Genomic DNA, 26,482 nt, shown 5'->3' with positions numbered 1-26,482 from the left:
CACTCCTCCAACAGACACACAAGGACGAAATCATGAACAAGCTGCTCGCCGTGCTGATGCTGACCGCCGCCATTTCCGTTGCCGCCTGCGGCAAGAAGGAAGAGGCCCCGCAAACCAACGCCGACACCGCCATGCAGAGCGCCGCCGAATCGGCCAAGGCCGCTGCCAGCGACGCCGCCGCTGCCGCCGCAAATGCCGCCGACGCCGCCAAGGCCGCCGCCAGCGGCGTGGCCTCGGATGTCTCGGCCGCCGCCGACAAGGCCCGCCAGGACGCCGGCAATGCCATGGCCCACGCCAAGGAAGCCACCAAGGACGCCGTCAACACCACGGCCGACAAGGCCAAGGACGCCGTCAACAAGTAATGCCCTACGCAGGCGCGCGAGATGCTGGCCCCGAATGGGCTTACACTAGGCGCCTGAAAGCAGAGCCACGCGAAAACCCCGTCAGGCCCAGGTCCGACGGGGTTTTTTGCGAACCGGCCGCCGATTGTCCAGACGCACCGCCGATGTCCTCGAACCCTCCGGGCGATTTTCCGCCCCTGCCGTCCACGCCCACCCTGCGCGAAGCGCAGACGCTTGCCGCCATGGCCGGCCTGCCGGCGCTGGAGGCACGCATGCTGCTGTCCCACGTCACCGGGCTGACGCGCACCCAGCTGATCACCCGCGACCAGGACCATCTCAACGATGCACAACGTGATGCATTTTCCACGTTGCTGGCGCGGCGGCTGACCGGGGTGCCGATGGCGTACCTGCTGGGCGAACGCGAGTTCTTCGGCCGCACGTTCCGGGTCACGCCCGATGTGCTGATTCCGCGCCCCGACACCGAAGTGGCGGCCGAGGCATCGCTGGCCCGCCTGGCCGGCATCCATACGCCGCGCGTGCTGGACATGGGCACCGGCTCGGGCATCCTGGCCGTGACCATCGCCCGCGAGCGGCCCGACGCCGAGGTCTGGGCCACCGACATTTCGCCCGGTGCGCTGATGGTGGCGCAGGACAACGCCCGTGCGCTGCAGGCGGACAATATCCGCTTCCTGGTGTCTGACTGGTATCACGCGCTGCCGCCCGGGCAGCGGTTTCATCTCATCGTCAGCAATCCGCCCTATATCGCGGCGGGCGACCCGCACCTGGCCGAAGGCGACCTGCGCTTCGAGCCGATCGACGCGCTGACCGATCACGAGGACGGCCTGGCCGACCTGCGGGCCATCGTCGCCGGCGCCACGCAGCGGCTGCTGCCACAGGGCTGGCTGCTGATGGAGCACGGCTACGACCAGGGCTACGCCACCCGCCACCTGCTGACCAGCGCGGGTTTTGCCGAGGTGTTCACGGCACGCGACCTGGGCGGCAACGAACGCTGCAGCGGCGGGCGGCTGCCGGGCTGACGCCTGGCTGATACCCCTACCTGATGCCGGCGCCCGATTCCGGTAAAATCCGCTGATCCCCATGCAACCGGACCGTTTTCATCATGAGTGACGTACAACAGAAGATCGACCAGATCGTGAAGGGCAGCCCCGTCGTGCTGTTCATGAAGGGCACCGCCCAGTTTCCGATGTGCGGTTTCTCGGGCCGTGCGATCCAGATCCTGAAGGCCTGCGGCGTTGACGCGCCGACCACGGTCAACGTGCTCGAAGACGACGCCATCCGCCAGGGCATCAAGGAATACGCAAGCTGGCCGACCATTCCGCAGCTGTACGTGAACGGCGAGTTCGTCGGCGGCTCGGACATCATGATGGAGATGTACCAGAACGGCGAACTGCAATCGCTGCTGAAGGCCTGAGCCTGTCTGGAACTGCCATGCCTGTGAATCAGGGCGGCGTGCCGCAACGGCTGATCGTCGCCATCACGGGTGCCACGGGCGCCGTCTACGGCGTCCGGCTGCTACAGGTGCTGCGCGATGTGCGCGGCGTGGAAACCCACCTGCTGATGTCGCCGGCCGGCGTCATGAATCTGCAGCACGAACTCGACATCGGCCGCGCGGAAGTCGAGGCGCTGGCCGATGTGGTTCACAACGTGCGCGATATCGGCGCCACCATTGCCAGCGGATCGTTCCGCGCCCACGCGATGATCGTGGCGCCGTGCTCGATGCGCACGCTGGCCGCCGTAGCCCACGGCCTCTCGGACAACCTGATCACCCGCGCGGCCGACGTCACGCTCAAGGAACGCCGCAAGCTGGTGCTGATGGTGCGGGAAACCCCGCTGAACCTGGCCCACCTGCGCAATATGACCGCCGTCACCGAGATGGGCGGCATCGTATTTCCGCCAGTGCCGGGGTTCTATCAAAAGCCGCAAAGCATCGCCGAGCTGGTCGACCATACCGTCGGCCGCGTGCTCGACCTGGTGGACCTGCGCGACATCGGTGAAACGCTCGCGCCGGGATGGGGCGGGCTGAACAGCGGCGCGAGCGACTAAGCAAGGTCGCTCTTTCTTGGCAACCTTTCCAACGGCTTACCAGTGCCGGTACCGGCGCCCGTAATAGCCACCGTAGTACCCGCCACCGTAGTAGCCATACGATGGCCGCACCACCACCGGCGGCGGCGACACGTACACGGGCGCGGGCGCCACCGCGACCGGGGCCGGGCCGACCTCCGGCCCGTACGGCGTGGGATATACCGCGCAGCCGCCAAGCATGGCTGCGCCAGTCACTGCCAGACCCAACACAATCGCTTTCGTTTTCATCACAACGTCCTTTTTGTCCCAGGCATTGCGTCATCTCAATGCGCTGTCTTCAAGAACGTTATACGGGTGCCTCTGGTAATACAGCGTCAAGGCGCTGTAACCCTTGTTACGATTCGCAACGTCTTCATGCATGTAAGCGGCATGCCGTTTCAGACGTCGAAGCGAATGCCCTGCGCCAGCGGCAGAGTGTCGCCGTAGTTGATCGTATTGGTGGCCCGGCGCATATAGCCCTTCCACGCGTCGGAGCCCGACTCCCGGCCGCCGCCCGTCGCCTTTTCGCCGCCGAACGCGCCGCCGATCTCCGCCCCACTGGTGCCGATGTTGACATTGGCGATGCCGCAGTCGCTGCCCGCCGCCGACAGGAACACCTCCGCCTCGCGCAACGACTCGGTAAAGATGCACGACGACAGGCCATGCGATGCCGCGTTGTTCAGCGCGATGGCTTCGTCCAGCGATGTGTACGGCATCAAATAGAGGATGGGCGCGAAGGTCTCGGTCAGCATCGTGTCATGCTGGGTATCGGTCAGCACCAGCGCCGGCCGCACGTAGCAGGCACGCGGGAAGCGGTCGGCCAGCAGCCGTTCGCCGCCATGCACGACGTTGCCCTGCGCACGGCAACTGGCCAGCGCATTGGCCATGGCGTCGCCGGCCGGCGCATCGATCAACGGCCCGACCAGCGTGCCGTCCTGTAGCGGATCGCCCACCGGCAGGCGCGCATATACCTGGCGCAGACGCTGCGTCACGGCCTCGATCCGGTCCGCGTGCACGAACGCGCGGCGCAACGTGGTGCAACGCTGCCCGGCCGTGCCCGCCGCCGCGAACGTCATCGCACGGATGGTCAGTTCCAGGTCGGCCGATGGCGCGACGATCGCCGCGTTGTTGCCCCCCAGCTCCAGGATGGCGCGCTTGAAGTGGGCGGCGCAGGCCATGCCGACCTCGCGGCCCATGCGCGTGGAGCCGGTCGCGCTCATCAACCGCACCGAAGGATGCTGCACCAGTGCCTGACCCAGCTGGCGCCCGCCGGTCAGCACACAGCACAGCCCCGCAAGCTGCGGCGCATGGTCGTCGAACACCCGGTCGAGCAGGCCCTGCACGGCCAGCGCGCACAGCGGCGTCTTTTCCGAAGGCTTCCACACCACGCCATTGCCACACACCAGCGCCAGCGCGGCATTCCAGGCCCACACCGCCACCGGAAAGTTGAACGCGGAGATCACGCCGCACAGCCCGTACGGATGCCAGGTCTCGCGCATGGCATGCGCGGGCCGCTCGGAGGCAATCGTCAGCCCGTGCAACTGGCGCGACAGACCCACGGCAAAGTCGCAGATATCGATCATCTCCTGCACTTCGCCCAGCCCTTCCTGCAGGATCTTGCCGGTCTCCAGCGACACCAGCCGGCCCAGCGCCACCTTGTGGACGCGCAGCGCCTCGCCCAGGCGGCGTACCACCTCGCCGCGCGCCGGCGCCGGCATCAGCGCCCAGACGCTCTGCGCCGTGCGGGCGCGGGCGATGCGGGCGTCGGCATCGGCGGGCGAGCTCACCGGCACCTGGCCGAACACCTCGCCGTCGATCGGGGAACGCACGTCCAGCGTGCCCGCCGCGGCGGCACCGGTCGAGCGCCATGGCAACGGCAGGCCCATCGCCTGCCAGCAATCGGCAAATTCCTGCGCTTTCATGCGAGCGTCTCCTGAAGGGGGTGCCGCGCGTAATGCTGGCCGAAGCGGTTGGCCAGAAAGCTGTCGAGCGGCATGGCTTCCTGTTTCACGAATCCGGACTGCGGCAACACCCCGGTGGCCACCAGATCCAGCGCGGTACAGATGCCGGCCGCCGTGGTCAGCTGGATCGCATTGACATGGCCAATGCCGGCGAAATCGTCCATGCCGCCGATCCGCGCGGAAAACGACGCCTGCGTCAGCGGCCCGCGCCTGCCGTCGCCGTGCGCGCCGGGCGGATGGCCGGTGGCGCTGGCAAACACCACCACCACATCCTGCGCCGTCACCGGAATGGCGTGCTCGAAGATCTCGCGCAACCAGTCGCGCCGTTCGCGCAACCGCAGGTCGTTCAGCAGCAGCTTCATCTGGGCGCAGTGGCCGGGATAGCGGATCGACTTGTAATCGACCTGGCGCGCGCGTCCGGCCAGCGTATCGGGCAACGTGCCCAGCCCTCCAGAGGTATTAAACGCTTCGTACTCGACGCCGTCCAGTGCGAAGGACTCGTGCCCCTCCAGCGCGGGCAGTTCCACGCGGCGCCCGTCCACGATGGCCTCGCACGGATTGCAGTATTCGTTGATCAGCCCCTCGGTGCTCCACGTCAGGTTGTACTTGAGCGCGTTGCTGGGGTAGCGCGGCAGCGCGCCCACGCGCATGCGCAGGTCGTGCAGTTCACCGCCGCCGCGCAGGAAGCGTTGCGCGAGGTCGTGCCCCACCACGCCGATAAAGCCCGGCGCCAGCCCGCACTGCGGCATCAGCACCGACCGCGCGCCGCCGGCCAGCGCGCGAATGGCATGGGTGGCCGCCACGTCCTCGGTCAGGTCGAAGTAATGCACGCCCAGGCGCGCGGCCACCGTGGCCACGGGGATGGCGGCATGGAACGGCAGCGCGTTCATCACGGCATCGGCCCCGGCCAGCAGCGCCGCGCAGGTGCCGGGTTCGGTCGGATCGCCGGCCCGGACGTCGATGCCGCGCGGCACGCCCTCGAGCCGCTGCGCGTCGCGATCGACCAGGCATACACGGTAGTCGCCGCTATGGGCCAGCATCGTGGCTATCACGCGGCCGATCTTGCCGGCACCGAGCACGACCACCGAAAGCGGACGGGGGACGAGCGTCAGGTCGCGCACCGCGGCGGGACCGAGCGTGGAAGCTTGCATGGCGGACTCCGTCAGAAAACGTGTGGGGGGTGACTGAAGTATGGGCAGCCGCGCGCACGTTTTATAGCCACAAGATTGACGAAACCCCGGCATAATCGGTCACATCGACATAGTATTTTGACGAATCGTCATCGATCCCCATGGCTGACCTTGACCAGACCGACCGCCACCTGCTGGCCCTGCTGCAGGCCAACGCCCGGGAGAGCGCGGCCAATCTGTCGCGCGCGCTGGGCATTGCGCGCACGACCGTGGTGGCCCGCATCGCGCGGCTGGAACGCACGGGCGTGATCGCCGGCTACGGCGTGCGGCTGGGCAGCCAGATGGAGGACAACGCCATCCTGGCGTTCTGCGGGCTGTCGGTGCAGCCGAAGGCGGCGCCGGCCGTGGTGCGCGCGCTGCGGCGGTTCCCCGAGGTGGAGGAACTGAATTCGGTCAGCGGCCCGGTGGACTACATGGCCGTGATCCGGTGCGATACCCACGCGCGGCTGGACAAGCTGCTCGACGAGATCGGCATGCTCGACGGCGTGAACCACACCACCACGTCGATCGTGCTGGCGCGCAAGATCGACCGGCGGCGCGCGGCCGGGTAGCCGATGCCGGTGCCGGTGCCGGGCCGAAGCGTTCGACATCGCCCGGCATCGCCAGGCATCCCCAGCGCGATTGAAACGGGCGCGCTATGCTTGCCCTCCTTGCAACCGGAGCGGGAGAGAACGATGAACGAAAAGATTCGCGTTGCCGTGGGCGGCGTCACCGGCTGGGCTGGCGGCGAGCTGGCGCGGGGCGTGGCCCACGCCGCCGACATGACGCTGGTGGCCGGCCTGTCGCGCGGCGCGGCGGGCCAGACGCTGGCCAGCCTGACGGGCCACAAGGACACGCCCGGCGTGGCGGCGGCCAGCGTCGAGGAACTGGGCAAGACGCCGTATGACGTCTATGTCGAATACACCAAGCCGGTGATCGCCAAGCACAACATCCTGCAGGCCCTGGCGCACGGCGCGCATGTGGTGGTGGGCACGTCGGGGCTGTCGGACGACGACTATGCCGAGATCGACGCCGCGGCGCGCAAGGCCGACCGTGGCGTGCTGGCCTGCGGCAACTTTGCGATCACGGTCGTCTTGCTGCAAAAGTTTGCCGAGATGGCGGCGCGCCATCTCGACCACTGGGAGATCATCGACTACGCCAAGGCGGGCAAGGTGGATGTGCCGTCCGGCACGGTGCGCGAACTGGCGTTCCGGCTAGGCCAGGTCAAGCAGGCGGCGCAGGCCGTGCCCGTGGACCAGGTCAGCGGTCCGAAGGAGACGCGCGGTGCCATGATGTCCGGCACGCAGGTCCACGCCGTGCGGCTGCCGGGATACCAGCTGGGGGTCGAGGTGATCTTCGGCGCCGACGGCCAGCGCCTGCACATCCGGCACGAAGCCGGCGACGGCTCCAAGCCCTATGTGTCCGGCGCGCTGCTGGCCATCCGCAAGGTGCATACCGTGCGCGGTGTGGTGCGCGGGCTGGACAAGGTGATGGAAGGCCTCTGACGCTGGCGCGCCCCCGGTCCATCGATCTGACGGCCTGACGGCGCGTTGCGCTGCCGCCAGGCGGGCGATTTACCAGCTGCCCGGATTGATCGGCTTGGCCGGGGCTTTCTTTTCGGCCTTGTCGGCTTTGTCCGTCTTCTCGGCCTTGTCCGTCTTTTCAGCCTTGTCGGCCTTGCCGCCCTTGCCTGCCGGCGCGGGAGGCGGCGCCAGCGACTTGGCCACTTCGGCATCGCGGTTGGCCATCAGCGCGCGCGCCTGCGGCAGCAGCAGTTCGATCGTGCCTTCGGCCGGGTTCTCGGGAATCGCGTAGAGCTCGACGGTCAGCGGCTTGCGCATCCAGCCCGCGTGGATGCTTCGCACGTCCTTGCCGGCCTTGTCCTTCATGTCCACCATTTCCTGGCGGAACGGCTTGCCATAGCGGGCGTTGAGCGCCTGGGCGGCGGCGTCCTGCGAGCGGATGCCGTCGGTCGGCACGATGACGCCCACCAGCGCATTGCCATCGACCAGCGCCACCAGGCGCGGTCCGTCCATGAACGCGGGCCGCTGGTCGCGCGGCACGCCGACCTGGCGCATCACGCCGTCGCCACGCAGTTCCACGCAGTACGCGGTCACATCCTTGCCATCCGGGGTCCGGTGGTCGGCGCAATCGGGCAACGCGGGCAGCGGGCTGCCGATCTCGAGCGTATCGAGCATCGTCGAAAAACGGTCCTTGCCGTCGGTGGCCGGCGTGGCGGCGGCATTGGGGGCCTTGGTGGCAGGCTGCGCGGCCGGTGCGGCCGGTGCAGCCGTGGCGGCTTGGGCGACAGACGTCGCCAGCAGGGCGGCAACTGCCAGCCCGGCAAGAGGAAATCTCAAAACACACTCCTGAAAACGGCTCCGCATTGGAGCCGGCTCCGTCCCGAGGGTTCCTGCCGGGGAAATACCGGGCATCGGCGATGTGATGCCGGATCGACAGGGGGGTCAGAGCATACGCTTCACGGCATGGAAGCATACCAGCGCGATGCCGATCAGCACCGCCCACAGGATCAGCTTCGGCACCGGGCTCGGCGGCAATGGCTGCGCCGGCGTGCGTCGGGGGGCGGGTGCGCGCATGCGGGTGCTGGACTGCAGCCCGCGCGTGTGCCAGATGGCGGTATCCGCGCCAAGGTCGCGCCATGTGGCGCTGTCACGGGACGTGCTGGTGTGCGGCTTGTCGGCGCGCGGCGTGGTCGGGCGCGTGCCGCCCGGTCGTTGTGTGGCCATCTTCTGCTCCCCGAAAATGCATCGAATGCCTGTCCGACGAGGTCTTGTGCCGCCGGTACACATGCGTTGCCGGCCAATCTGCTGCCGCCGTCCAATGCGCAGCAGATGTTAAGACATCGGCCATGCGTCCGCTACGGCGCTTCAATGCCGACCCCACACTTTGGCGAGGGCACGCCCAGGGAAGTTTGTAACCAGCTGTTACGGCCCCGATGAAGGGCCGCTTGCGCCACTATCCGCGCCCGCTCAAAGGGGCGTCATGCCGGTGGGTCCTTCCGTGCGATGGCCATCGCTTCACGGCGGAACGCATGACCCATATGGTGATAGAACGGATGCGGGTTGAACTGGCGCGACAGGAACGACGCCAGCAACGATGCCGCCAGCAGGAAGATGGTCAGGTCCTGCGTGCGCGTCATTTCCATCACGATCACGCTGGCGGTGATGGGCGCCTGGGTAGCCGCCGCCAGGAAGGCCGCCATCGACACCAGGGCCAGCACGCGCGGCTCGGCCATGCCGGACATGAAATGGGTAACGAAATCGGCAATGTTCGCGCCGATGCCGGCACCGATGGCCAGCGCCGGGGTAAAGATCCCGCCCGGGATGCCCGCGAAGTACGACACCACCGTGGCCACGAACTTGGCCAGCCCGAACCACAGCGTGCTGTGCGGCTCGCCATTGATCAGCCCGGACGCCTGCTCGTAGCCCGTGCCGAACGTGGCGCCGGCGGTGGCCCAGCCCACCACGGCCACGACCAGCCCGCACAGGAAGGCCAGCCAGACCGGATGCGCGGTCGTCCACCCGCGCCAGGCCGACGGCACCAGGCCGGGCACGCCGCGAATCAGCAGCTTGGCGAACAGGCCGCCGGCCACGCCGTTGACCACCGCGCACAGCAGGACCGGGCCCCACGCGTCGTGCAGCACCAGCATCGGCACCTTCACGCTGAAGTACGGGTTGTTGCCCAGCACGGCCAGCGACAGGAAGCCCGCTGTCAGCACGCCCGACAGCACCAGCCTGTCCCACCGCACGGACGTGCCGCGACCCAGCTCCTCGATGGCGAAGACCACGCCGGCCAGCGGCGTGTTGAACGCAGCCGCCAGGCCGCCCGCCGCGCCGGCCGCGATCAGCGAACTGGGATGAAAGCCGATGCGGAAGCGCAGCTTCTGCTGGCACCACTGTCCCCAGGCCAGCATGGCAGCGGCGCCCACCTGGACCGAGGGCCCCTCGCGCCCCACCGACGCGCCCGCCAGCAGCGCCCCGGCGGTCAGCAGCACCTTCCACATCGACTGCCGGAACGACACCAGCACGGTCTGCGCCACGCCGGCCGGTGGCAGCGTTACGGCCGCGATCACCTGCGGAATGCCGGAGCCGCGCGCCTGCGGCGCCAGCCGGATCGTCAGCCAGCGCAGCGCGGCCAGCCCGAAGGGCAGCATCACGAACGCCAGCCACGGCGTGGCCGTGGTCAGCTTCGCGTTCCAGCGCAGCGCAATCTCGGCGATGTAGGCAAAGACCATCGAGAACAGCGCCACCCCGCCCGCACCGCACAGGAACGCCGCATAGCGCATCGACGTGCGCGAGATACGGCCCACCTGGCGCGTCTTGCGATTCGCCGCGCGGCGCGCGTGAACGCGGAGTTCGCCAAGCCGGTCGCGGCGCGCGGCAGGTTCGGATGGCGCGTTGGCGTCGGGAAGGTTCGAATCAGGCGGCTCGACAGGGTCGGTCATGGCGTCGATGCGGAAAGCATGCGGGGGCGTAAAAAACGCCCTCAACTATACGCCCCTGATTTTCCGCCACGCACGGGTCCGCCGCACCGGATCAGTCCAGGCTGATGCTGTTGGCGCGAATCACCTTGCCCCAGTTGTCGCGATCGGCTTGCACGTAGCGGTCGATCTCGGCCTGGCTGCGCGGCTGTTGCACGATCAGTCCCAGCGCGTTGAACGTGTTGCGAAACGGCGTCTCGGTCAGCACGTGCGACGCGGCTGCCTGCAGTTTGGCGACGGCCTCCGGCGGCGTCTGGGCCGGCACGGCCAGGCCGAACCATGTCGCCGCATGGAAGTTGGGGTATCCGCTTTCGGCCACCGTCGGCACATTGGGCAGGACATCGAGGCGCGAGCGGCCCGTCACGGCCAGCGCCTTGAGCTTGCCGGCCTTGATATGCGGCAGCGAGGTGCTGACCACGTCCACCATCAGCTGTGTGTCGTTGGCCAGCAGCGACGCCAGCGCCGGCGCGCTGCCGTTGTACGGCACGTGCGTCATCTCGATCCCAAGCTCGGACTTCAGCATTTCCGTGGCCAGTTGCAGCGGATTGCCAAGCCCTACCGACGAATAGTTGAGCTTGCCGCCCGCCGCCCTGGCGTATGCGGCAAAGTCCTTGATGCTGCTGGCCGGCACCTGGTTGTTGGTGACCACCACCAGCGGCACCTCGATGCCGATCAGGATGACCTTGAAGTCCTTCGGGTCGTAGCCGGTCTTCTTGTAGAGCATCGGGTTCAGCACCATGCTGGCGCTGCTGCCCATCAGCACCGTATAGCCATCCGGCTGCGCCCGTGCCACGCCCTGCGTGCCCACCATCGTATTGGCGCCGGGGCGGTTCTCCACCACCACGGGCTGCTTCAGCTCGCGCGCCATGCCTTCGGCCATCGCGCGGCCAAACTGGTCGGTCGAGCCGCCCGGCGTATAGGGGACGACGAGCTTGACCGGCCGGTCGGGATAGGCGGCCAGGCTGGGCGCAGTGAACGCGACCCCCAACAAGGCGGCGCAGAGGGTGAGGGAAATACGGTGCATGGTTGTCTCCTGCTTTATCGGAATGGAATGGCGATGCCGCGCCTGCCCTCTCTCCCGCCCTTCTCCCGTCGAGCGGGAGAACGGCAAGAACCGTGGGGCAAGTCGCGATCAGACCCGCCGCTGGCGGCCAGCCCAGTGCTGGTCCCGCAGCCGGCGCTTGGCCAGCTTGCCGGTTTCGTCGCGCGGCAGCCGCTGGACGACCTCGATCGAGCGCGGCACCTTGAAGCCCGACAGCCGGCCGCGCAGCCATTCGATCACCGCAGCGGACTCCACGTCGGCGCCCGCCACCGGCTCGATCACGCCGTGCAGGCGTTCGCCGTACTCGTCGTCCGGCACGCCGAACACCACGCAGTCCGCCACGCCCGGATAGCGCACCAGTTCATGTTCGATCTCGGCCGGATAGATGTTCACGCCGCCCGAGATGACCATGTCCGACGCCCGGTCGCAGATGAACAGATAGCCGTCGGCATCGACGTAGCCCATGTCGCCCAGCGTGACGCGCCCGTCGATGTCGATCGCACGGCGCGCCTTGTCGTTGTTCAGATAGGTGAAGTCGGGGTAGGCGGGCTGCCGCACGTAGACCAGGCCCACCTCGCCCGGCGCGCACGGCCGGCCGTTCTCGTCGATGATGCGCACGCTGGCGTCGCCCACGGGGCGCCCGGCCGTACCGGGGCGGGCCGCGGCGTCCTCTGGCGTGGCCACGGTGACCAGGCCGGCTTCGCTCGACGCGTAGGTTTCATGGATCACCGGCCCGAACCAGTCGAGCATCGCACGCTTCACCTCCGGCGAGCACGGCGAGCCGGTGGACGCGACAAAGCGGATCGACGACAGATCGTACTTCGCGCGCACGTCGGGCGGCAGCTTCAGCAGCCGCACGTACATGATCGGCACCAGGTAGAGCACGTCGATGCGGTGCTTTTCCACCAGCGCCAGCACCTGCTCGGCATCGAAGCGCGGCGCCAGCACCAGCCGCTCGGCCATCTGCAGCGCGTTCTGCACGTACACGCTCGGCGCGCTGTGATAGAGCGGCGCCGACATCAGCGCACGGCAGCCGGGCACGATGCCGTAGGCCTGCCGGATCAGCGAGCGCAGGCGGTCCTGCTGCGCGTCCAGGTCCGCCAGCGGCATCGCCTGGCGCAACACGCCCTTGGGCCGGCCGGTGGTGCCCGACGTGTAAGCCAGGTGTCCGCGCGGCGCCACGCGCGGCCCGTCGTAGGCGGTCTGCGCGGCCAGCCACGGCTCGTATTCGATCGCGTCGGGATGCGCGCCGCCCACCACCAGCACCGCAACGCCGTCAGGTACCACCGCCCGCACGGCCGGCAGCAGATCGGCATGGACGATCAGCGCGCGTGCACCGCTGTCTTCCAGCAGGTAGCGCACTTCCTCGGCCATGAAATGCCAGTTGATCGGGCAGTAATAGGTGCCGGCCGCGCGGCACGCGAACACCACGTCGGCGAATACCGGATCATTGCGCAGCAGCACCCCCACCACGTTGCCCTCTTCCAGCCCGAGCCGCCTCAGCCCCCCGGCCAGCCGCATGCCGCGGTCCAGCACCTCCGCGCCGGGGCGCTGCAACGATTCGAACCAGAGGTCTGCGGGCATGCGGGGTCTCCTTGTATTGGCTGCCGGCGGCGATGGGATCGCGAATGTCTGCCGATGACTGGCCACTTTAGCGATGCACGCCAGCATCGACAATCCCATCTGACCGAATCACAATGTTGCGTCAAACTTGACATTGCTTTCAGAGTCGTCGCATGGACCTCAACCTTGTGCAGGCCTTCGTGGATATCGTCGAAGCGGGCAACCTGGCCGAAGCGGGACGCCGGCGCGGCGTCACGCGGTCGCAGGTCAGCCGGCAACTGGGGCAGCTGGAAGAACAGGCCGGTGCCATGCTGCTGCGCCGGACTACGCGCCACCTGGAGATGACCGATGCGGGCCAGTCGCTTTACGAACACGGCCTGCGCATCCTGCAGGAGATGGCTGCCGCGCAGGCCGAGATCGACAGCCTGGGCAAGACGCTGCGCGGCCATGTGCGCGTGAGCGTGCCCACCGGGCTGGGCGATGCCTTTATCGCCCCGCTGCTGCTGCGCTTTGCCGAACTGCACCCGGGCATCTCGCTGCGCGTGTTCTTTGCCAACCGCGTGACCGACCTGATCGCCGCCGAGATCGATGTGGCGCTGAAAGTGACGTCGCTGCCGCCGCTGGACACCGTGGCGCGCGAGGTCTGCGCCATCCGCTGGCAGCTGTGCGCGTCGCCGGAATACCTGGCGCGCACCCCGCCGCTGCAAAAGCCGTCCGATCTGTCGGCGTGCCGGTTCGTTTGCCCGCCCTACACTTCCAGGCGTTTCCTCTTGACGCTGGGCCGCGATTCCGCGTGCGGGCCGGAACGCCACGATGTGGAGATCACGCCCTACCTGCAATCCGAACACTTTCCGTTCCTGATGAACGCCGTGCGCCAGGGCCACGGCATCAGCCTGCTGCCGGTCTACATGGGCTGGGAAGATGTGCGCCGGGGCACGCTGGTGCCGGTGCTGCCCGACTGGAAGCCCGAAGGCCTCGGCAACCGGCTGTACATCATCACCACGCCAAACCCGCATCTGTCGATGGCCACGCGGGCGCTGATCGGCTTCCTGCGCGAGGCGGTGACGGGGTTGCCGGTATTCGCACAAGCCTGACAAAAATCGCCTGCCGACTTTCAAATCGCAAGCTATTATCTCTTTTACTTGCATATCAAAAGTAAAACGAGGAGACGATGGCACATACGGACTTTGCCAATATGCCGTGCCCGGTGGCGCGGTCGATGGCGGTGCTGGGCGAGCGATGGGCGATCCTGCTGATGCGGGAGGCCTACTACGGCAGCGCGCGATTCGACGATTTCGAGAAGCACCTGGGCATTGCGCCCAACATCCTGAGCGCGCGGCTCAAGACGCTGGTCGAGCATGGGCTGCTGGAAAAGGTGCCGGCACCGGGCGGCGGCGCGCGGCAGGTGTACCAGCTGACCGCGATGGGGCGCGACTTCTTCCCCGTCTACGTGTCGCTCAAGGCCTGGGCCGACCGCTGGCTGGCCGACGACAAGGGGCCGCTGACCGTGCTGGAAGACAAGCGCGACGGCCGCGAGATCGTGGCCGGGTGCCTGACCCGGCCCGATGGCAGCACGATCACCGTCGATGACCTGCGTGTGCGGCCCGGTCCCGGCGCCGGCCGGTATCTGCGCGAACGTTTTGGCACGCAACCCGCCACGGAGGCCGCCGATGAGCAAGCCTGACGCATTGACGCTGGACGGCCGGGCCGCCGCCGCGGAGCCGGTCTCCAACGGCGAGATCGCCCGGCGCATCGCCGTGCTGGCCGCGCCCACCAGCCTGGTGGCCTTCCTGCAGGCCGGTTCCCAACTGATCGAAACGTGGCTGGCCGCGCGCCAGGGCACGGAGGCGCTGGCCGGCTGGGCGGTGGTGCTGCCGTTCGCGCTGCTGCTGCAGCAGATGTCGACCGGGGCGATGGGCGGCGGCGTGGTGTCGGCCATCGCCCGCGCGCTCGGTGCCGGCAAGCGCGACGATGCGTCGTCGCTGGTCATGCACGCGATGATCATCGCGCTGACAGCGGGCCTGGTCTTCGCCATTGCGCTGGCCGGCTTCCCGCATCAGGTGTTCGGCGCCGTAGGCGGCAGCACGGCCGCCGAAGCGGCCGCGACCTACGCGATCTGGCTGTTCGGCCTGGGTGCGGTGCCGGCGTGGCTGGCCAATACGCTGGCGTCGGTGCTGCGCGGCGGCGGACGCCATGCGCTGGCCGCGCGCGTGCTGGCCGGCATGTGGATCGTGTTCCCCATGCTGGCGTGGTGGTTTGCCGAAGGACTGGGCATGGGACTGGCGGGCATTGGTGCGGGGCTGGCGGCGGCATCGTGGGCGGCGGCGCTGATGATGGCCTGGGTGGTGATGCGCGGCGGCGCCGGCTTTGTGCCGACGCTGCGCGTGAAGCTGTCGGGTGCGCTGTTCCATCGCATTCTGGCGGTCGGCCTGATTGCCTGCGCGCTGGCATCGGTGGCCAACCTGACGACGATCCTGGTCACGGCGCAACTGCGTCACTACGGCACTACGGCCGTGGCGGCCTATGGCATTTCGGCGCGGCTGGAATTCCTGATGATTCCGCTGGCATTCGGCGTGGGCTCGGCGCTCACGGCGCTGGTGGGCCGCTCGGTGGGCGCTGGCGACTGGCACACGGCGCGCCGTACCGCCTGGGTGGGGGCGCTGCTGGCACTGCTGCTGGCGGGCAGCGTCGGCGCCGCCGTGGGGCTGGCGCCAGCGCAGTTCGCCGCCCTGTTCACCAAGGATGTGGAAGTGGCCGCCATCGCGGCGCGGGCGCTGTCGTGGGTCGGCCCGGCATTCGGCGGATTCGGGCTGGGCATGGCGCTGTACTTTGCGTCGCTGGGCGCCGCGCGCATGCGCTGGCCGATCGTCGCCGGCCTGAGCCGGATCGGCCTGGCCGCGGGCGGCGGGTGGGTGCTGGCCAATGTGGCCGGGATGGGCCTCGACGGCCATTTCCTGGGCGTTGCGCTGGGGATTACCGCTTATGGGCTGGTCACGGCGATGGGGGTGCGCAAGGGGGAGTGGTCGCCGCGTAATGGATGATTGGTGGGCTTTTCGATTTGGGGGGGGGTGGTTGCGGGGAGTCTCGATTTGTGCCGCTTTGCCCTCTCCCCCGGCCCCTCTCCCGCCGGGCGGGAGAGGGGAGAAAGACGGCGGTGTTTTCAAGGCTCTTGGCTTTTTCTTTTTCCTCGGACATTTGCGCCGCTTTGCCCTCTCCCCCGGGCCCTCTCCCGCTGGGCGGGAGAGGGGAGAAAGACAGCGGTGTTGCCGAGGCTCTTGGCTTTTTCTTTTTCCTCTGGCATTTGCGCCGCTTTGCCCTCTCCCCCGGCCCCTCTCCCGCTGGGCGGGAGAGGGGAGAAAGACAGCGGTGTTGCCGAGGCTCTTGGCTTTTCTTTTTCCTCTGGCATTTGCGCCGCTTTGCCCTCTCCCCCGGCCCCTCTCCCGCTGGGCGGGAGAGGGGAGAAAGACGCTCGCGCGTGCGGTAGCTACCGTCGGAACCCGCCATGGAAGCGGCCGCCACCGCCGCCGAATCTTCCGCCGCCGCCGGCAAAACGTCCCTGCCACTGCTGGGCCGCCGCGGTGTTGAAGCGTTGCTGCCCGGCCTGCCGCGCCTGGCGCTGCTGATCGAGCCGGCCCTGCATTTCGCTGTTCTGCTGCATCGGTTCCCAGCCATTGGTGGTGTGCTTCTGCCAGCCGTCGTCGGTATGCTGGTAGACGTTGCCGTCATGGCCTGCGTAGACGTTGCCGTTGTTCCAGACCACGGCGTTGTCCTTGCCCGGATTGGCGACAAAGCCACGGCTGCCGGCTGTGTACTGGCCGGTCTGCGTGTTGCCGGCGATGCCCGCTTCGCCGGCGCCGATGCGGCCGGTCTGGGCGTTATATCCGGCCGCCTGGCGGCCTGCCGCATAGTTGCCCGTGTATTCGTTGCCGGCCACGCCGCCGCGCCCGGCACCCTCGCGTCCCGTTGACGGGTTGGCGAACGATCCCTGCCGCCCCGCCGCGTAGTTGCCCGAGTATGGATTGAACGCGGCGCCCTGGCTGCCCTGGAAGCGCGCGCCCGTGGCCGGGTTGTAGCCGGCGCCGGCCGTGCCGCGCCACTGCGTGCCCGTCCAGGCGTTCCAGCCTTCGGCATGGGTCACGGTGCCCTGCCCCCAGCGGCCGTAGAAGTTCGCCTGGTTGATATTGACGAAGCTGCCGCCCCCATACCAGTACGGGCCCCAGTACGGCGCCGCCGCGCCCCAGATCGCGCCGGCCGCGAAGCCGAAGGCGAATCCTTCGGCCACGCCGATGCCGAATCCCGCGCCATAGCCGTAGGTCACCGGGTAGCCGTAGTAGTACGCGCCGACATACGGCGGATAGACATAGCCGGTGCCGTAGACCACCGTGCCGTCCGGGTTCACCACCACGCCCAGGTAGCCCGGCGTGTAGCCAACCACCACCGTGGTCGGCGTGACCGAGTAGATGCGGACGTAGGTCACGTAGTACAGCGGCGAGCTGGGCGGGATCGTGTAGATGGCCGATGGCACCTCGGTGGCCACTTGCCAGGGGCCGCCCGGCGTGCCGGCCGTGAACCAGACGCCGTTGACCACCGCGAAGTAGTGCGACGAATCCACCTCGATCACGGGCGTGGCCGTGTTGACCGCGTAGCGCAGCGACGTGCCGGCGATCGACTCGAACTTCGGCGTGCCGTCGTAGGTCACGGCCGTTGCCGCCTTGGTGCGCGACACCGACGCCGTCTGCGGAATCGTCGCCGCGATCTCGGCCTCGCGGGCCTGCGGCGTGCCAGGCACCGACACCAGCACGTTGGCCTTCGGGTCCTGCGGCGAGATCTTCGCGAACTCGGCCGGCAATTGGGCGCCCGGCACGTATTCCCACGGGCCATTGAGCATCGCCGCGCGGAACCAGCGGCCCGAGATCAGCACGTAGGTCTGGTTGCTCGACGGATCGATAAGCACCGCATGGTCGGCGTTCGACATCGTCAGCAGGCTGGTGCCGCCCACGGGCGTCATCTGCGGTTCGCCCGACGTCTGGATCAGTTCGGCCGGCCGCGTGGCCATCAGCACCACCGGGGCGCGCGGCGGCTTCTTGCCGTCGGCGGGCATCATCGCGTCGGGCTTCGGTTCGTCCTTCGATGCGGTGATCTTGCTGGCCGCCCCCAGCAGCGCGGCAGGCGGGCTGGGCACGGGCTCCCACGTGCCGCCGGCCGATTCCGAGCGATACCAGTAGCCGGCCGCCTGCAGCCAGAGTTCGCCGCCGGTATCGCGCAGCAGCAGCGCGCGGCTGTTGATGGCCCGCTCGTACGACGTGCCGGCCACCTGGCGCCAGGCCGGGTCGCCATCGACATGGACCATCAGCGTGGGCGTGGTGGCAAACAGGATCTCCGGCGCGTCGTTCCTTACCGGCACGCGCTGCGCCTTTGCCAGCTGCTGCGACACCGCGTAGCTGGCTTGCAGTTCTTCCAGCGGCACGGTCAGCCCCTGGGGCGACAGCCGGCCGATCAGGGCCTGCCGTACCTTGTCGGCGGCGTCGGGGCGGGTGGGCACGTCCACGCTGTCGATCTGGATATTCGTCAGTTGCACCAGCGATGACGGCTTGTCGATATCGGCCTGCGCCGAGAAGCGCACCACGCCATAGACCGGCGTGCCCTGCCTGGCGCCGATGGCCACGGCGGCCCGGCCCGACAGCCGGTTGCCGTCCCATTTCTCGATGTCGGGCTGGTAGAGCTCCACGTGGTCGCCTGCCACCTCGAAATTGCGCGGCCAGGTCAGCGGCGCCAGCTTTTGCGCGGCACTGGCGGCAGACGCGGACTTGGCGGACACCCCCGCCGGCGGCAGGGCGGCCAACAGCGCCACGGCAAGCAAGGTCAGGCCCAGACGGGCGGGCTTCGCACAGGACATGGAATCTCCAACATTCGGGGCGTCAGATGAATCTAAATTAGTGCGGTGGCCGGAACAATGTGCGGCAAAAACATTCATCGGCCCTGCGCAAACCGGACAGATCACATGGGTGCCTCAAAGTGGTGCACGGTGCATTTTTCGTTGGAAGCGCGCCCTTGAAGCACGGCCTGCGCAGCCTCACCTACACTCGAATCCGACTCTGACGCCCCTGCCATGAGTACCAGGCGCTCCCGCCGTTCCCTGCTGGTTCCCACTGCGATCGTTGCCGCGCTGCACGCCTATATCGGCGCGCGGCTGCTGCCCGCCCTGCCGCTGCCGGCCGTTGTCCATATGCTGGCCGTGCTGTGGCTGATCGCTTCGACATTGCTGATTCCGGCCGCGCTGATGGCGCGGCGCCTGGCCGGCGACTGGGCCGACCGGCTAAGCTGGCTCGGCATGCTCGCGATGGGATTCTTCTCATCGCTGCTGGTGTTGACCTTTGCGCGCGACATCTTCCTGGTGGTGGCCATGCTGGCCCGCTGGCAGCCGGCGGGGCTGGCGTTCTACAGCGCGTCGGCGGTGGTGGGGCTGGCGGTGGCCGTGTCGGTGATCGGCTACTTCAATGCGCGCGGCCTGGCGCGGGTGAAGCGGGTCGATGTGCCGATCGCCAACCTGCCGCAGGAATTTGAAGGTTTTACGATCGCGCAGATCAGCGATATTCACGTGGGGCCGACCATCAAGGCGCCCTACCTGAACCGCATCGTCGACGGCGTGAACGCGCTGAAGCCCGACGCCATCGCCATTACCGGCGATCTTGTGGATGGTTCGGTGCGCGAGCTGTCTGCCCATACGGCGCCGTTTGCACGGCTGTCGGCGCCGCATGGCGCCTACGTGGTGACGGGCAACCACGAGTACTACTCGGGCGCGGAGCCGTGGATCGAGGAGCTGACCCGGCTGGGCCTGCGCGTGCTGATGAACGAGCACGTGGTGGTGGCGCGCGGCGAGGCATCGCTGGTGCTGGGCGGCGTGACCGATTTCACGGCCGGCGGCTTTATCGAGAGCCATCGCAGCGACCCCGTACGCGCGCTGCACGGGGCACCGGCCAACGCCGCGGCACGGGTGCTGCTGGCCCACCAGCCCCGCTCGGCCCCAGCGGCCGCCGCGGCCGGATTCGACCTGCAACTGTCCGGACACACCCATGGCGGCCAGTTCTGGCCGTGGAACCTGTTCGTGCCGATGCAGCAGCCCTATGTGCATGGGCTGAACCGGCATGAAAACATGTGGGTCTACGTGAGCCGCGGAACGGGCTACTGGGGTCCGCCAATGCGGTTTGGCGCGCCGTCGGAGATCACGCTGGTGCGACTTGTTCGGGCTTGAGGCTTGGGGGCTCCCCTCTCCCGCGTGCGGGAGAGGGGCGGGGGAGAGGGCAAGCGCCTCACGATGCGACGCGTGGCAGTTTGAACCGCCGGGCCCTCTCCCCCAACCCCTCTCCCACAAGTGGGAGAGGGGAGCCAATCAACACTATCTGGCCGATCAGCGCGTAATCGGCTTGTAGCGGATGCGCTTCGGCTTGGCGGCTTCTTCGCCCAGGCGCTTCTTCTTGTCGGCTTCGTATTCCTGGTAGTTGCCGGGGAAGAATTCCACATGCGAATCGCCTTCGAAGGCGAGGATGTGGGTGGCGATGCGGTCCAGGAACCAGCGGTCGTGGGAGATCACCATGACGCAGCCGGCGAATTCCAGCAGCGCGTCTTCCAGCGCACGCAGCGTTTCCACATCGAGGTCGTTCGACGGTTCATCGAGCAGCAGCACGTTGCCGCCCGCGATCAGCGTCTTGGCCATGTGCAGCCGGCCGCGTTCACCGCCCGATAGCGTGCCGACGGTCTTCTGCTGGTCGCCGCCCTTGAAGTTGAAGCGGCCGATGTACGCGCGCGACGGCGTTTCGTAGCGGCCCACGGTCAGGATGTCCGACCCGCCCGAGATTTCCTCGAACACGGTCTTGCTGCCATCCAGCGCGTCGCGGCTCTGGTCGACAAATGCCATCTTCACGGTCGGCCCGATCTTGATCTCGCCGCTGTCCGGCTGTTCCTTGCCGGTCAGCATCTTGAAGAACGTCGACTTGCCGGCGCCGTTCGGCCCGATGATGCCGACGATGGCGCCCGGCGGCACCTTGAAGCTCAGGTTTTCGATCAGCATGCGGTCGCCAAAGCCCTTGCTGACGTTGTCGAACTCGATGACCTCGTTACCCAGGCGCTCGCCCACGGGGATGAAGATTTCCTGAGTTTCGTTGCGCTTCTGGTATTCCTGGCTGTTCAGTTCGTCGAAGCGGGCCAGACGCGCCTTGGACTTGGCCTGGCGGCCCTTGGGGTTCTGGCGCACCCACTCCAGTTCCTTGTTCAGCGCCTTCTGGCGGGCCGACTCGGTGGCCTCTTCCTGCTTCAGGCGGTCTTCCTTCTGCTCCAGCCACGAGCTGTAATTGCCCTTCCAGGGGATGCCGTGGCCGCGGTCCAGTTCCAGAATCCACTCGGCGGCGTTGTCCAGGAAGTAGCGATCGTGGGTGACGGCCACCACGGTGCCCGGGAAGCGCGTCAGGAACTGTTCGAGCCAGTCCACCGATTCGGCGTCCAGGTGGTTGGTCGGTTCGTCGAGCAGCAGCATGTCGGGGCGCGACAGCAGCAGGCGGCACAGCGCCACGCGGCGCTTCTCGCCACCGGACAGATGGCCGATCCTGGCGTCCCACGGCGGCAGGCGCAGCGCGTCGGCGGCAATTTCCAGCTGCAGTTCGACGTTGTTGCCGTCGCTGGCGGCCAGGATCGCCTCGTACTTGGCCTGGTCGGCGGCCAGCGCGTCGAAGTCTGCGTCCGGCTCGGCGTACGCGGCGTAGATCTCGTCAAGCTTCTTGCGGGCCTCGAACACGCCGCCCAGGGCTTCTTCCACCGATTCGCGGACGGTCTGCTCGGGGTCGAGCTGCGGTTCCTGCGGCAGGTAGCCGATGTTCAGGTTCGGCATCGGCGTGGCATCGCCTTCGATCTCCTTGTCGAGACCGGCCATGATCTTCAGCAGCGTGGACTTGCCCGAGCCGTTCAGGCCCAGCACGCCGATCTTGGCACCGGGGAAGAAGGACAGCGAGATGTCCTTGAGAATGTGACGCTTGGGCGGAACGATCTTGCCCACGCGGTTCATGGTGAAAACGTACTGTGCCATGGAGCGTGTTCGGTTGGATTCGGTTGGAATGCGGGGAATGGCGGGAGTGTAGCAAACGGACCGGCCCCATCGGCCCCCACTCGCCCGCCCCGGCGGCCGATGGCCGCGGCCGGTACAATGGCGGGTTTCGCATCGACGCAGTTTTTACCCCGATTCCCATGAGCAAACCCGCCCTGACCCTCAAGTTCAAGTGCAAGAAGTGCGCAAAACCCGTCACGCTGTATCTGCAGAAGACGTCCGCGTGCTCGCACATCACCCCGTACCAGGGCTTCTGCAAGTGCGGCGAGATGATGCGCCACGCCCTGGGCGACAAGGATGCCGTGGAGTCGTTCGTGCATTCGATGGATAACAGCTGGATGCATCACCACCATCACCACCACTGACATGACCGAAGGCTGGCGGCCGGGCGTGAAAGACCCGATGCGATTCCTGGGCGGCTATCCGCCCAACGTGCTCGACCAGGTGCGCGCCGCGATGGCGGCCGGCACGCTGGGCGACCACATCGCGCGCCGCTACCCCGGGCGTCACACGATCCAGACCGACCGCGCGCTCTACGAATACACGGCCGAGATCAAGCAGGAATACCTGCGCAGCGCCCCGCCGCTGCACAAGGTGGGCTACGACGCGCGGCTCGACACCGCGCAGCACGCGCTGGGCCTGCACACGGCCATTTCGCGCGTGCAGGGCGGCAAGCTGAAGGCGAAGAAGGAAATCCGCGTGGCGTCGCTATTCAAGGAGGCGCCGCCCGAATTCCTGCGGATGATCGTGGTGCACGAACTGGCACACCTGAAGGAATCGGACCACAACAAGGCGTTCTATCGGCTCTGCGAGCATATGGAACCGCAGTATCACCAGCTGGAATTCGATACGCGCCTGTTCCTGGCGTGGCGGGAAACGGACAAGGCGGACAGCCGCGAAGCCGCCCGCCCCTGAGTCCTTCGACTACTGCTTCGTAGTCGATTCTCCAAATTTTCAGATCCTCAGTCGCAGCTGTAGCGGAACCTGTCGTTCAGGGCCAGCGGCAGCACCAGCGTGTGCAGGTTCAGCGCCTGGGCCTTGGCACAGAGCTTCTGCCGCGTGGCGGCATCTTTCCACTTCGACTGGTATTCGACGTTGAACACGGGCTTGCCCTGCACGGTGAAGGCCGAATAGCCGCTGCACTCGTTGTACTGGAAGCACTGCTCGTTGACCGCGAAATCGAACGACGGCGCCAGGTCGCTCAGCTGCGCAACGGCGTTTTTCAGGCCGATGGCCAGCCCCCGGGCATGCGCCTGATCGGCCAGGAAACGGTTGTAGTCGAGCTGCGTGGCGGCGGTGAGCGGCAGGCCCGGGTTGTTGGTATAGCCGTCGACGTTGTCGGCGTCGATACCATCGCAGCCCTTCGAAATAGCCAGGTCCATGCGCGCCTGCATGATGGCGCGCACGTTGGCCGAGCGCGTATCGAGCCAGCGTTCGCCCGCCCAGCCATCGAGCGCGTTGCCCATGTCCGCCGGCTTGAACTTCGCGTAGTCGGGGCGCCAGTCCTCGCTGCTGCCCGCAGAGAAATAGCACACCACCCGCTTGCCCTGCGCCTTCAGCGCATCGATGGTGGCTTGCGGTGTATCAAACAGGTCGATGTCGTACACCGCGACGTTGTAGCTAGTGTTGATCGTGCCTTGCAGCTGAAGCTGCCACGTATCGGTGAGCGACGGCATCCACCGCGCGGGACTGGCCGTGACATTGGCCGTGACATTGCTGCTGACGGCCTGCCTGGAAAGCGTGGACGCCTCGGACACGCGCACCACCGATCCGCCACTATCGTCCCCACCCCCGCCGCAAGCGGCCAGCGTGGCGACGAGACTTGCCAGGGCCAGTCGCACCGGGCGACGGCCTGCCAGTTTGCTATGCATGTTTGACCTCTCCTGTTGTACCCAACAAAGCACTACCACTGATGTCTTGCCCTTTTTGGAAAGGGTCGATCTGGCGTGACGCCGATTATGCGCGAGACAAGCGCCGATGCCATCGCCTTGAGGTTGACCGCCTCAGCCATGGCACCGGACTCCGCCATCCCCGTTGGGGCTTGCCTGCTTTAGCGATATCGGATGGGCCGATGGAAACTGAAGCATTCTTCGAAGGGGGGGCAGGCAACGGCTGACATTGGCCTGAATGAGCAGTCGTTCGGTCACTAAACGGACACATTTTGGAGATCGAGCAGCAGGCCGGGGGCAATGACGAGGGGCCGGACGCGGCTATCCTGATGGCTGGCTCGTACAATCCGGCCACGGCTACCGCCGAGCAGAAGCGCATCGCACTGTCATCGGTGGGCGTATCGGTCATCGAATCAAACTGGTTGCCGACAAGTGGCAGGTCAAGCGCAACTTGCGGCGAATCGTCAGAGCACCATAGGATCTCAACCAACAAGAACGGCCCCAGCCATGTTCCATCTTCACTGCACACGCAAGCTACTGAACCGGTTGAACCAGAAGCCTGTCGATACAACCGGCGATGCGGCAGCGTCAACACTGGGAAACTGGTATGCAACGGCTTTGTTTTGGCGGCCACAGGTGGCGCTATTTGTTAACGAGCACACCCTCCTGCCGGTGCTGATGCCGCTGGCACCCGTCACAACACTGACGACACGCTTTCCTGCCTCACTGGCGGCCGCACTCCGATCGCACGGTTGGGGCGACATACAGATTGAACCGGAATTACAGCACATGCGGGAATGCGCAATTGCTAAGACCACCAACCGAAGCGTAGTGGGCATGCTCAACGAGTTCACGTTCCTGGCACAGGTGTGGCGTGATCAGCACGGTGTGCTTGATCTTCATGATCTTTCAATGCGGCTGGCCGACGTTCCTTGCGGGCCGCTACGCTATGACAGCCCAGCACAACGCGTGCGTGCCCTTGCACTCATGGCATAACACCCTATGCCGCCGCTGGAAACAGCTTCGTCATGAACAAGGAATCGCCGCTGCCCGTCACCACCAATTGATGCGTAGCCCGTGTGGCGGCGATATAGAACAATCGCGCCTCCTGTTCGAGCTCGGCTTCTTCAGCCGACAGCAACCCCACCCCAGGGATCGCGACAAACGGGTACTCCAACCCCTTGCTGGCATGCATCGTCAGCACTGTCACGGCGTCAGCTGTCGGTGAATAGGATTTCTTGTCACGCTGCTGCCATTGGTGAGGGATCTTGGCTCGAGCCAATGCATCAACGCAGGTTTGCCCCACCGACCAGGTGCGATACACGATCGCCATGTCCTGCCACGCAACCCCTTGTTGATGGGCCTGCGCCATACGGCGAGCGATCTCAGCCGCCTCGTCTTTGATGGACGGCAGCTTGATCAGCTGCGGAGGTGGTCCGTCACGGCCGCAGCTGACCGGTCGGATCAGCGGCACGCCGTCGTCATCGGTGGCCTTCGGGTCAAGGATGTCCTTGGCGATCAGGGCTGCCAATTCGAGGATCTGCCGGGTGTTGCGGTAGTTGATCTTGAGGATCGTCGTGCGACCTTGCGCCTGCACGCCGACACTCTTGAAGCTGAAGCCGCGATGGGTTGACCGCTTGAAGATCGATTGCGCATCGTCATACAGGACCAGCAGGTGATTGCTCTCGGGCGATACCATCTGCACCACGAGCTTGAACCAGCCCGGCTCAAAATCGTGCCCCTCATCAATCAGCACCGCTCCGTACTGATTCTTCGGGATATGGCCACGATCAACACTGTCGATCACACGCTGGACCAACGCCGGAAAGAAGGCCTCGCCTTCCGCATTGGGACGAGGCTGGTTGTAGGTCTTTAGTTGATCGAAGCACCAGCCGTGGAAGTGGCGGACGGAGACTTTCTCCGACAGGCCCCTGGCCTCCATCCAGCTTTTCAGCCGCTTCGACAGCGGTTCGCTGAAGCACAGAATCAAGACTGGCTTCTCTGACGTGCCGGCAAGGTACTCGGCACGGTAGCCCAGGATCATCGTCTTGCCCGACCCGGCGACGCCATGGATGACACGATGGCCGTCACCCAAGCTTCGTGCAAGCTGCTCCTGCTGAATATCCATCACCGCCATGATGTCCGGCAACTCTGGCTCATCGCCAAACAGTTCTTGCTGCTTGGCCGATATGCGGACCTCCGGAAAAAGAATCCAGCGAATCCGGTCAATTTGCGGCACGGTCAGCTTATCTCGAAACCGGTACGGGAACATGTTCCACAGGCGCTCCTGGAAACGCTCCGCATCCACCGATTCGGTCATCTCATCGGAGCAGATCACGCGAGCTGGCGGAATTGCATTATCCAAATGCCCATCCGTGAACTGCTTGCGCGTCATGAACGGAAACACCACACCGTACGTCCAGGGAAACCGCAACTTTCCTTGATACGGGTGTCCTGGCGGGTTCACAAGCTGCGGATCACGTTCGAGCGCGTGAATAATATCCGTGGTGTAACGTCTGGCCTGCTCCAGCGGATTGGTGACATCCTTCAGGCCATAATCACCTTGTATAGTCCAGTCTCCGAGCGTCGCCCGAGCAATGGTGCTCGGCTTCCAGTCCTTCACTTCGAGCACAAGCAGACCATGTAATGGGTGCAGGATTACAAAATCCGGATATTTCTCGAGCGAGGCGATACGTACGTCGTACCAGATCTTGTAATCGTCATCGAGCTTCTGCTCGAGTCGCTCCGCAAGCCGCCTCTCACCCGGCCACATTTTGCCAACACAAGAGGAGAGTGAGGGAACGATGGTTGCCGTTGCCATAAACCAGGACCTTGGAATT

The 26,482-nt window shown here is 66.6% G+C and carries 25 protein-coding genes; 13 read left to right on the top strand and 12 right to left on the bottom strand.

Features of this window, described 5'->3' with window-relative positions:
* Nucleotides 1–32: 32 nt before the first annotated feature.
* The 4 genes from AC24R4_RS18635 (at nt 33) to AC24R4_RS18620 (ending at nt 2,405) form a co-directional block, all read left to right on the top strand.
* Nucleotides 33–362 (top strand): hypothetical protein, encoded by a 330-nt coding sequence (locus AC24R4_RS18635; protein ID WP_400393550.1) that lies wholly within the window; start codon nt 33–35, stop codon nt 360–362.
* A gap of 143 nt (nt 363–505) precedes the next feature.
* Nucleotides 506–1,378 (top strand): peptide chain release factor N(5)-glutamine methyltransferase, encoded by an 873-nt coding sequence (gene prmC / locus AC24R4_RS18630; protein WP_400393548.1) that lies wholly within the window; start codon nt 506–508, stop codon nt 1,376–1,378.
* Nucleotides 1,379–1,461: 83 nt separating this feature from the next.
* On the top strand, nt 1,462–1,773 hold the full coding sequence (gene grxD / locus AC24R4_RS18625) for a Grx4 family monothiol glutaredoxin (protein WP_153949151.1): 312 nt from the start codon (nt 1,462–1,464) through the stop codon (nt 1,771–1,773).
* 17 nt (nt 1,774–1,790) lie between these two features.
* Nucleotides 1,791–2,405: a UbiX family flavin prenyltransferase gene (locus tag AC24R4_RS18620; protein ID WP_400393546.1), complete on the top strand. Its 615-nt coding sequence runs from the start codon at nt 1,791–1,793 to the stop codon at nt 2,403–2,405.
* A 36-nt stretch (nt 2,406–2,441) separates the two neighbouring features.
* Here AC24R4_RS18620 and AC24R4_RS18615 read toward each other — a convergent pair whose 3' ends face one another.
* The 3 genes from AC24R4_RS18615 to AC24R4_RS18605 form a co-directional block, all read right to left on the bottom strand.
* Nucleotides 2,442–2,672: a hypothetical protein gene (locus AC24R4_RS18615; protein WP_400393544.1), complete on the bottom strand. Its 231-nt coding sequence runs from the start codon at nt 2,670–2,672 to the stop codon at nt 2,442–2,444.
* 149 nt (nt 2,673–2,821) lie between these two features.
* Complete coding sequence (amaB, locus tag AC24R4_RS18610) at nt 2,822–4,345, bottom strand: L-piperidine-6-carboxylate dehydrogenase (RefSeq protein WP_400393543.1); 1,524 nt, start codon at nt 4,343–4,345, stop codon at nt 2,822–2,824.
* On the bottom strand, nt 4,342–5,535 hold the full coding sequence (locus AC24R4_RS18605; protein ID WP_400393542.1) for a saccharopine dehydrogenase family protein: 1,194 nt from the start codon (nt 5,533–5,535) through the stop codon (nt 4,342–4,344). The genes amaB and AC24R4_RS18605 overlap by 4 nt, the downstream gene beginning before the upstream one ends.
* A 140-nt stretch (nt 5,536–5,675) precedes the next feature.
* Here AC24R4_RS18605 and AC24R4_RS18600 point away from each other — a divergent pair, with 140 nt between their 5' ends.
* Nucleotides 5,676–6,125, top strand: coding sequence for an Lrp/AsnC family transcriptional regulator (locus AC24R4_RS18600; RefSeq protein ID WP_153949147.1), 450 nt, complete (start codon nt 5,676–5,678; stop codon nt 6,123–6,125).
* Nucleotides 6,126–6,248: 123 nt separating this feature from the next.
* The gene (gene dapB, locus AC24R4_RS18595) at nt 6,249–7,058 is read left to right on the top strand and encodes a 4-hydroxy-tetrahydrodipicolinate reductase (RefSeq protein ID WP_487523466.1); all 810 of its coding nucleotides are present in this window, start codon (nt 6,249–6,251) and stop codon (nt 7,056–7,058) included.
* A 69-nt stretch (nt 7,059–7,127) separates the two neighbouring features.
* On the opposite strand, the gene AC24R4_RS18590 is transcribed toward dapB, so the two are convergent.
* The 5 genes from AC24R4_RS18590 to AC24R4_RS18570 all read right to left on the bottom strand — a co-directional run bounded on the left by AC24R4_RS18590 (nt 7,128) and on the right by AC24R4_RS18570 (nt 12,680).
* Nucleotides 7,128–7,913: a hypothetical protein gene (locus AC24R4_RS18590; RefSeq protein WP_400396668.1), complete on the bottom strand. Its 786-nt coding sequence runs from the start codon at nt 7,911–7,913 to the stop codon at nt 7,128–7,130.
* Nucleotides 7,914–8,018: 105 nt separating this feature from the next.
* Nucleotides 8,019–8,300: a hypothetical protein gene (locus AC24R4_RS18585; RefSeq protein WP_400396671.1), complete on the bottom strand. Its 282-nt coding sequence runs from the start codon at nt 8,298–8,300 to the stop codon at nt 8,019–8,021.
* A 254-nt stretch (nt 8,301–8,554) separates the two neighbouring features.
* Entirely contained in the window at nt 8,555–10,018 is a 1,464-nt protein-coding gene (locus tag AC24R4_RS18580; protein WP_400396374.1) for a chloride channel protein, read from the bottom strand.
* Between the two features lie 91 nt (nt 10,019–10,109).
* Nucleotides 10,110–11,078 carry a Bug family tripartite tricarboxylate transporter substrate binding protein gene (locus AC24R4_RS18575; protein ID WP_487523465.1) on the bottom strand — a complete coding sequence of 323 codons (969 nt, stop codon included), beginning with the start codon at nt 11,076–11,078 and terminating at the stop codon, nt 10,110–10,112.
* Nucleotides 11,079–11,186: 108 nt separating this feature from the next.
* Nucleotides 11,187–12,680: an acyl-CoA synthetase gene (locus AC24R4_RS18570; RefSeq protein ID WP_400395421.1), complete on the bottom strand. Its 1,494-nt coding sequence runs from the start codon at nt 12,678–12,680 to the stop codon at nt 11,187–11,189.
* Nucleotides 12,681–12,832: 152 nt separating this feature from the next.
* Here AC24R4_RS18570 and AC24R4_RS18565 point away from each other — a divergent pair, with 152 nt between their 5' ends.
* The 3 genes from AC24R4_RS18565 to AC24R4_RS18555 all read left to right on the top strand — a co-directional run bounded on the left by AC24R4_RS18565 (nt 12,833) and on the right by AC24R4_RS18555 (nt 15,700).
* Nucleotides 12,833–13,753 carry a LysR family transcriptional regulator gene (locus AC24R4_RS18565; RefSeq protein WP_400395420.1) on the top strand — a complete coding sequence of 307 codons (921 nt, stop codon included), beginning with the start codon at nt 12,833–12,835 and terminating at the stop codon, nt 13,751–13,753.
* A 77-nt stretch (nt 13,754–13,830) separates the two neighbouring features.
* Complete coding sequence (locus AC24R4_RS18560) at nt 13,831–14,343, top strand: winged helix-turn-helix transcriptional regulator (RefSeq protein ID WP_400395418.1); 513 nt, start codon at nt 13,831–13,833, stop codon at nt 14,341–14,343.
* Complete coding sequence (locus AC24R4_RS18555; RefSeq protein WP_487523464.1) at nt 14,330–15,700, top strand: MATE family efflux transporter; 1,371 nt, start codon at nt 14,330–14,332, stop codon at nt 15,698–15,700. The genes AC24R4_RS18560 and AC24R4_RS18555 overlap by 14 nt, the downstream gene beginning before the upstream one ends.
* A gap of 443 nt (nt 15,701–16,143) precedes the next feature.
* On the opposite strand, the gene AC24R4_RS18550 is transcribed toward AC24R4_RS18555, so the two are convergent.
* Entirely contained in the window at nt 16,144–18,555 is a 2,412-nt protein-coding gene (locus AC24R4_RS18550; protein WP_487523463.1) for a carbohydrate-binding family V/XII, read from the bottom strand.
* Nucleotides 18,556–18,768: 213 nt separating this feature from the next.
* Between AC24R4_RS18550 and AC24R4_RS18545 the strand changes: the two genes are divergently transcribed.
* Nucleotides 18,769–19,911: a metallophosphoesterase gene (locus AC24R4_RS18545; protein ID WP_487523462.1), complete on the top strand. Its 1,143-nt coding sequence runs from the start codon at nt 18,769–18,771 to the stop codon at nt 19,909–19,911.
* 156 nt (nt 19,912–20,067) lie between these two features.
* Here the strand turns inward: AC24R4_RS18545 and ettA are convergent, their stop codons facing one another.
* Nucleotides 20,068–21,735, bottom strand: coding sequence for an energy-dependent translational throttle protein EttA (gene ettA, locus AC24R4_RS18540; protein ID WP_400396286.1), 1,668 nt, complete (start codon nt 21,733–21,735; stop codon nt 20,068–20,070).
* 158 nt (nt 21,736–21,893) lie between these two features.
* Between ettA and AC24R4_RS18535 the strand changes: the two genes are divergently transcribed.
* Together AC24R4_RS18535 and AC24R4_RS18530 are read left to right on the top strand one after the other, a co-directional pair.
* Nucleotides 21,894–22,118 (top strand): hypothetical protein, encoded by a 225-nt coding sequence (locus tag AC24R4_RS18535; RefSeq protein ID WP_092602214.1) that lies wholly within the window; start codon nt 21,894–21,896, stop codon nt 22,116–22,118.
* 37 nt (nt 22,119–22,155) lie between these two features.
* Complete coding sequence (locus AC24R4_RS18530) at nt 22,156–22,668, top strand: M48 family metallopeptidase (RefSeq protein WP_400396287.1); 513 nt, start codon at nt 22,156–22,158, stop codon at nt 22,666–22,668.
* A gap of 47 nt (nt 22,669–22,715) precedes the next feature.
* On the opposite strand, the gene AC24R4_RS18525 is transcribed toward AC24R4_RS18530, so the two are convergent.
* On the bottom strand, nt 22,716–23,624 hold the full coding sequence (locus AC24R4_RS18525) for an endo alpha-1,4 polygalactosaminidase (protein WP_487523461.1): 909 nt from the start codon (nt 23,622–23,624) through the stop codon (nt 22,716–22,718).
* A 525-nt stretch (nt 23,625–24,149) separates the two neighbouring features.
* On the opposite strand from AC24R4_RS18525, the gene AC24R4_RS18520 reads away from it, so the two are divergent.
* Nucleotides 24,150–24,638 carry a DUF6933 domain-containing protein gene (locus tag AC24R4_RS18520; protein WP_487523460.1) on the top strand — a complete coding sequence of 163 codons (489 nt, stop codon included), beginning with the start codon at nt 24,150–24,152 and terminating at the stop codon, nt 24,636–24,638.
* Nucleotides 24,639–24,642: 4 nt separating this feature from the next.
* Here AC24R4_RS18520 and AC24R4_RS18515 read toward each other — a convergent pair whose 3' ends face one another.
* Nucleotides 24,643–26,463, bottom strand: coding sequence for a 3'-5' exonuclease (locus AC24R4_RS18515; RefSeq protein WP_487523459.1), 1,821 nt, complete (start codon nt 26,461–26,463; stop codon nt 24,643–24,645).
* Nucleotides 26,464–26,482: the final 19 nt, after the last annotated feature.

This window comes from Cupriavidus sp. CER-90 (genome assembly GCF_057652055.1).
The sequence above is the reverse complement of the archived record's forward strand: the minus strand, read 5'-3'. Positions and strand labels throughout refer to the sequence as shown.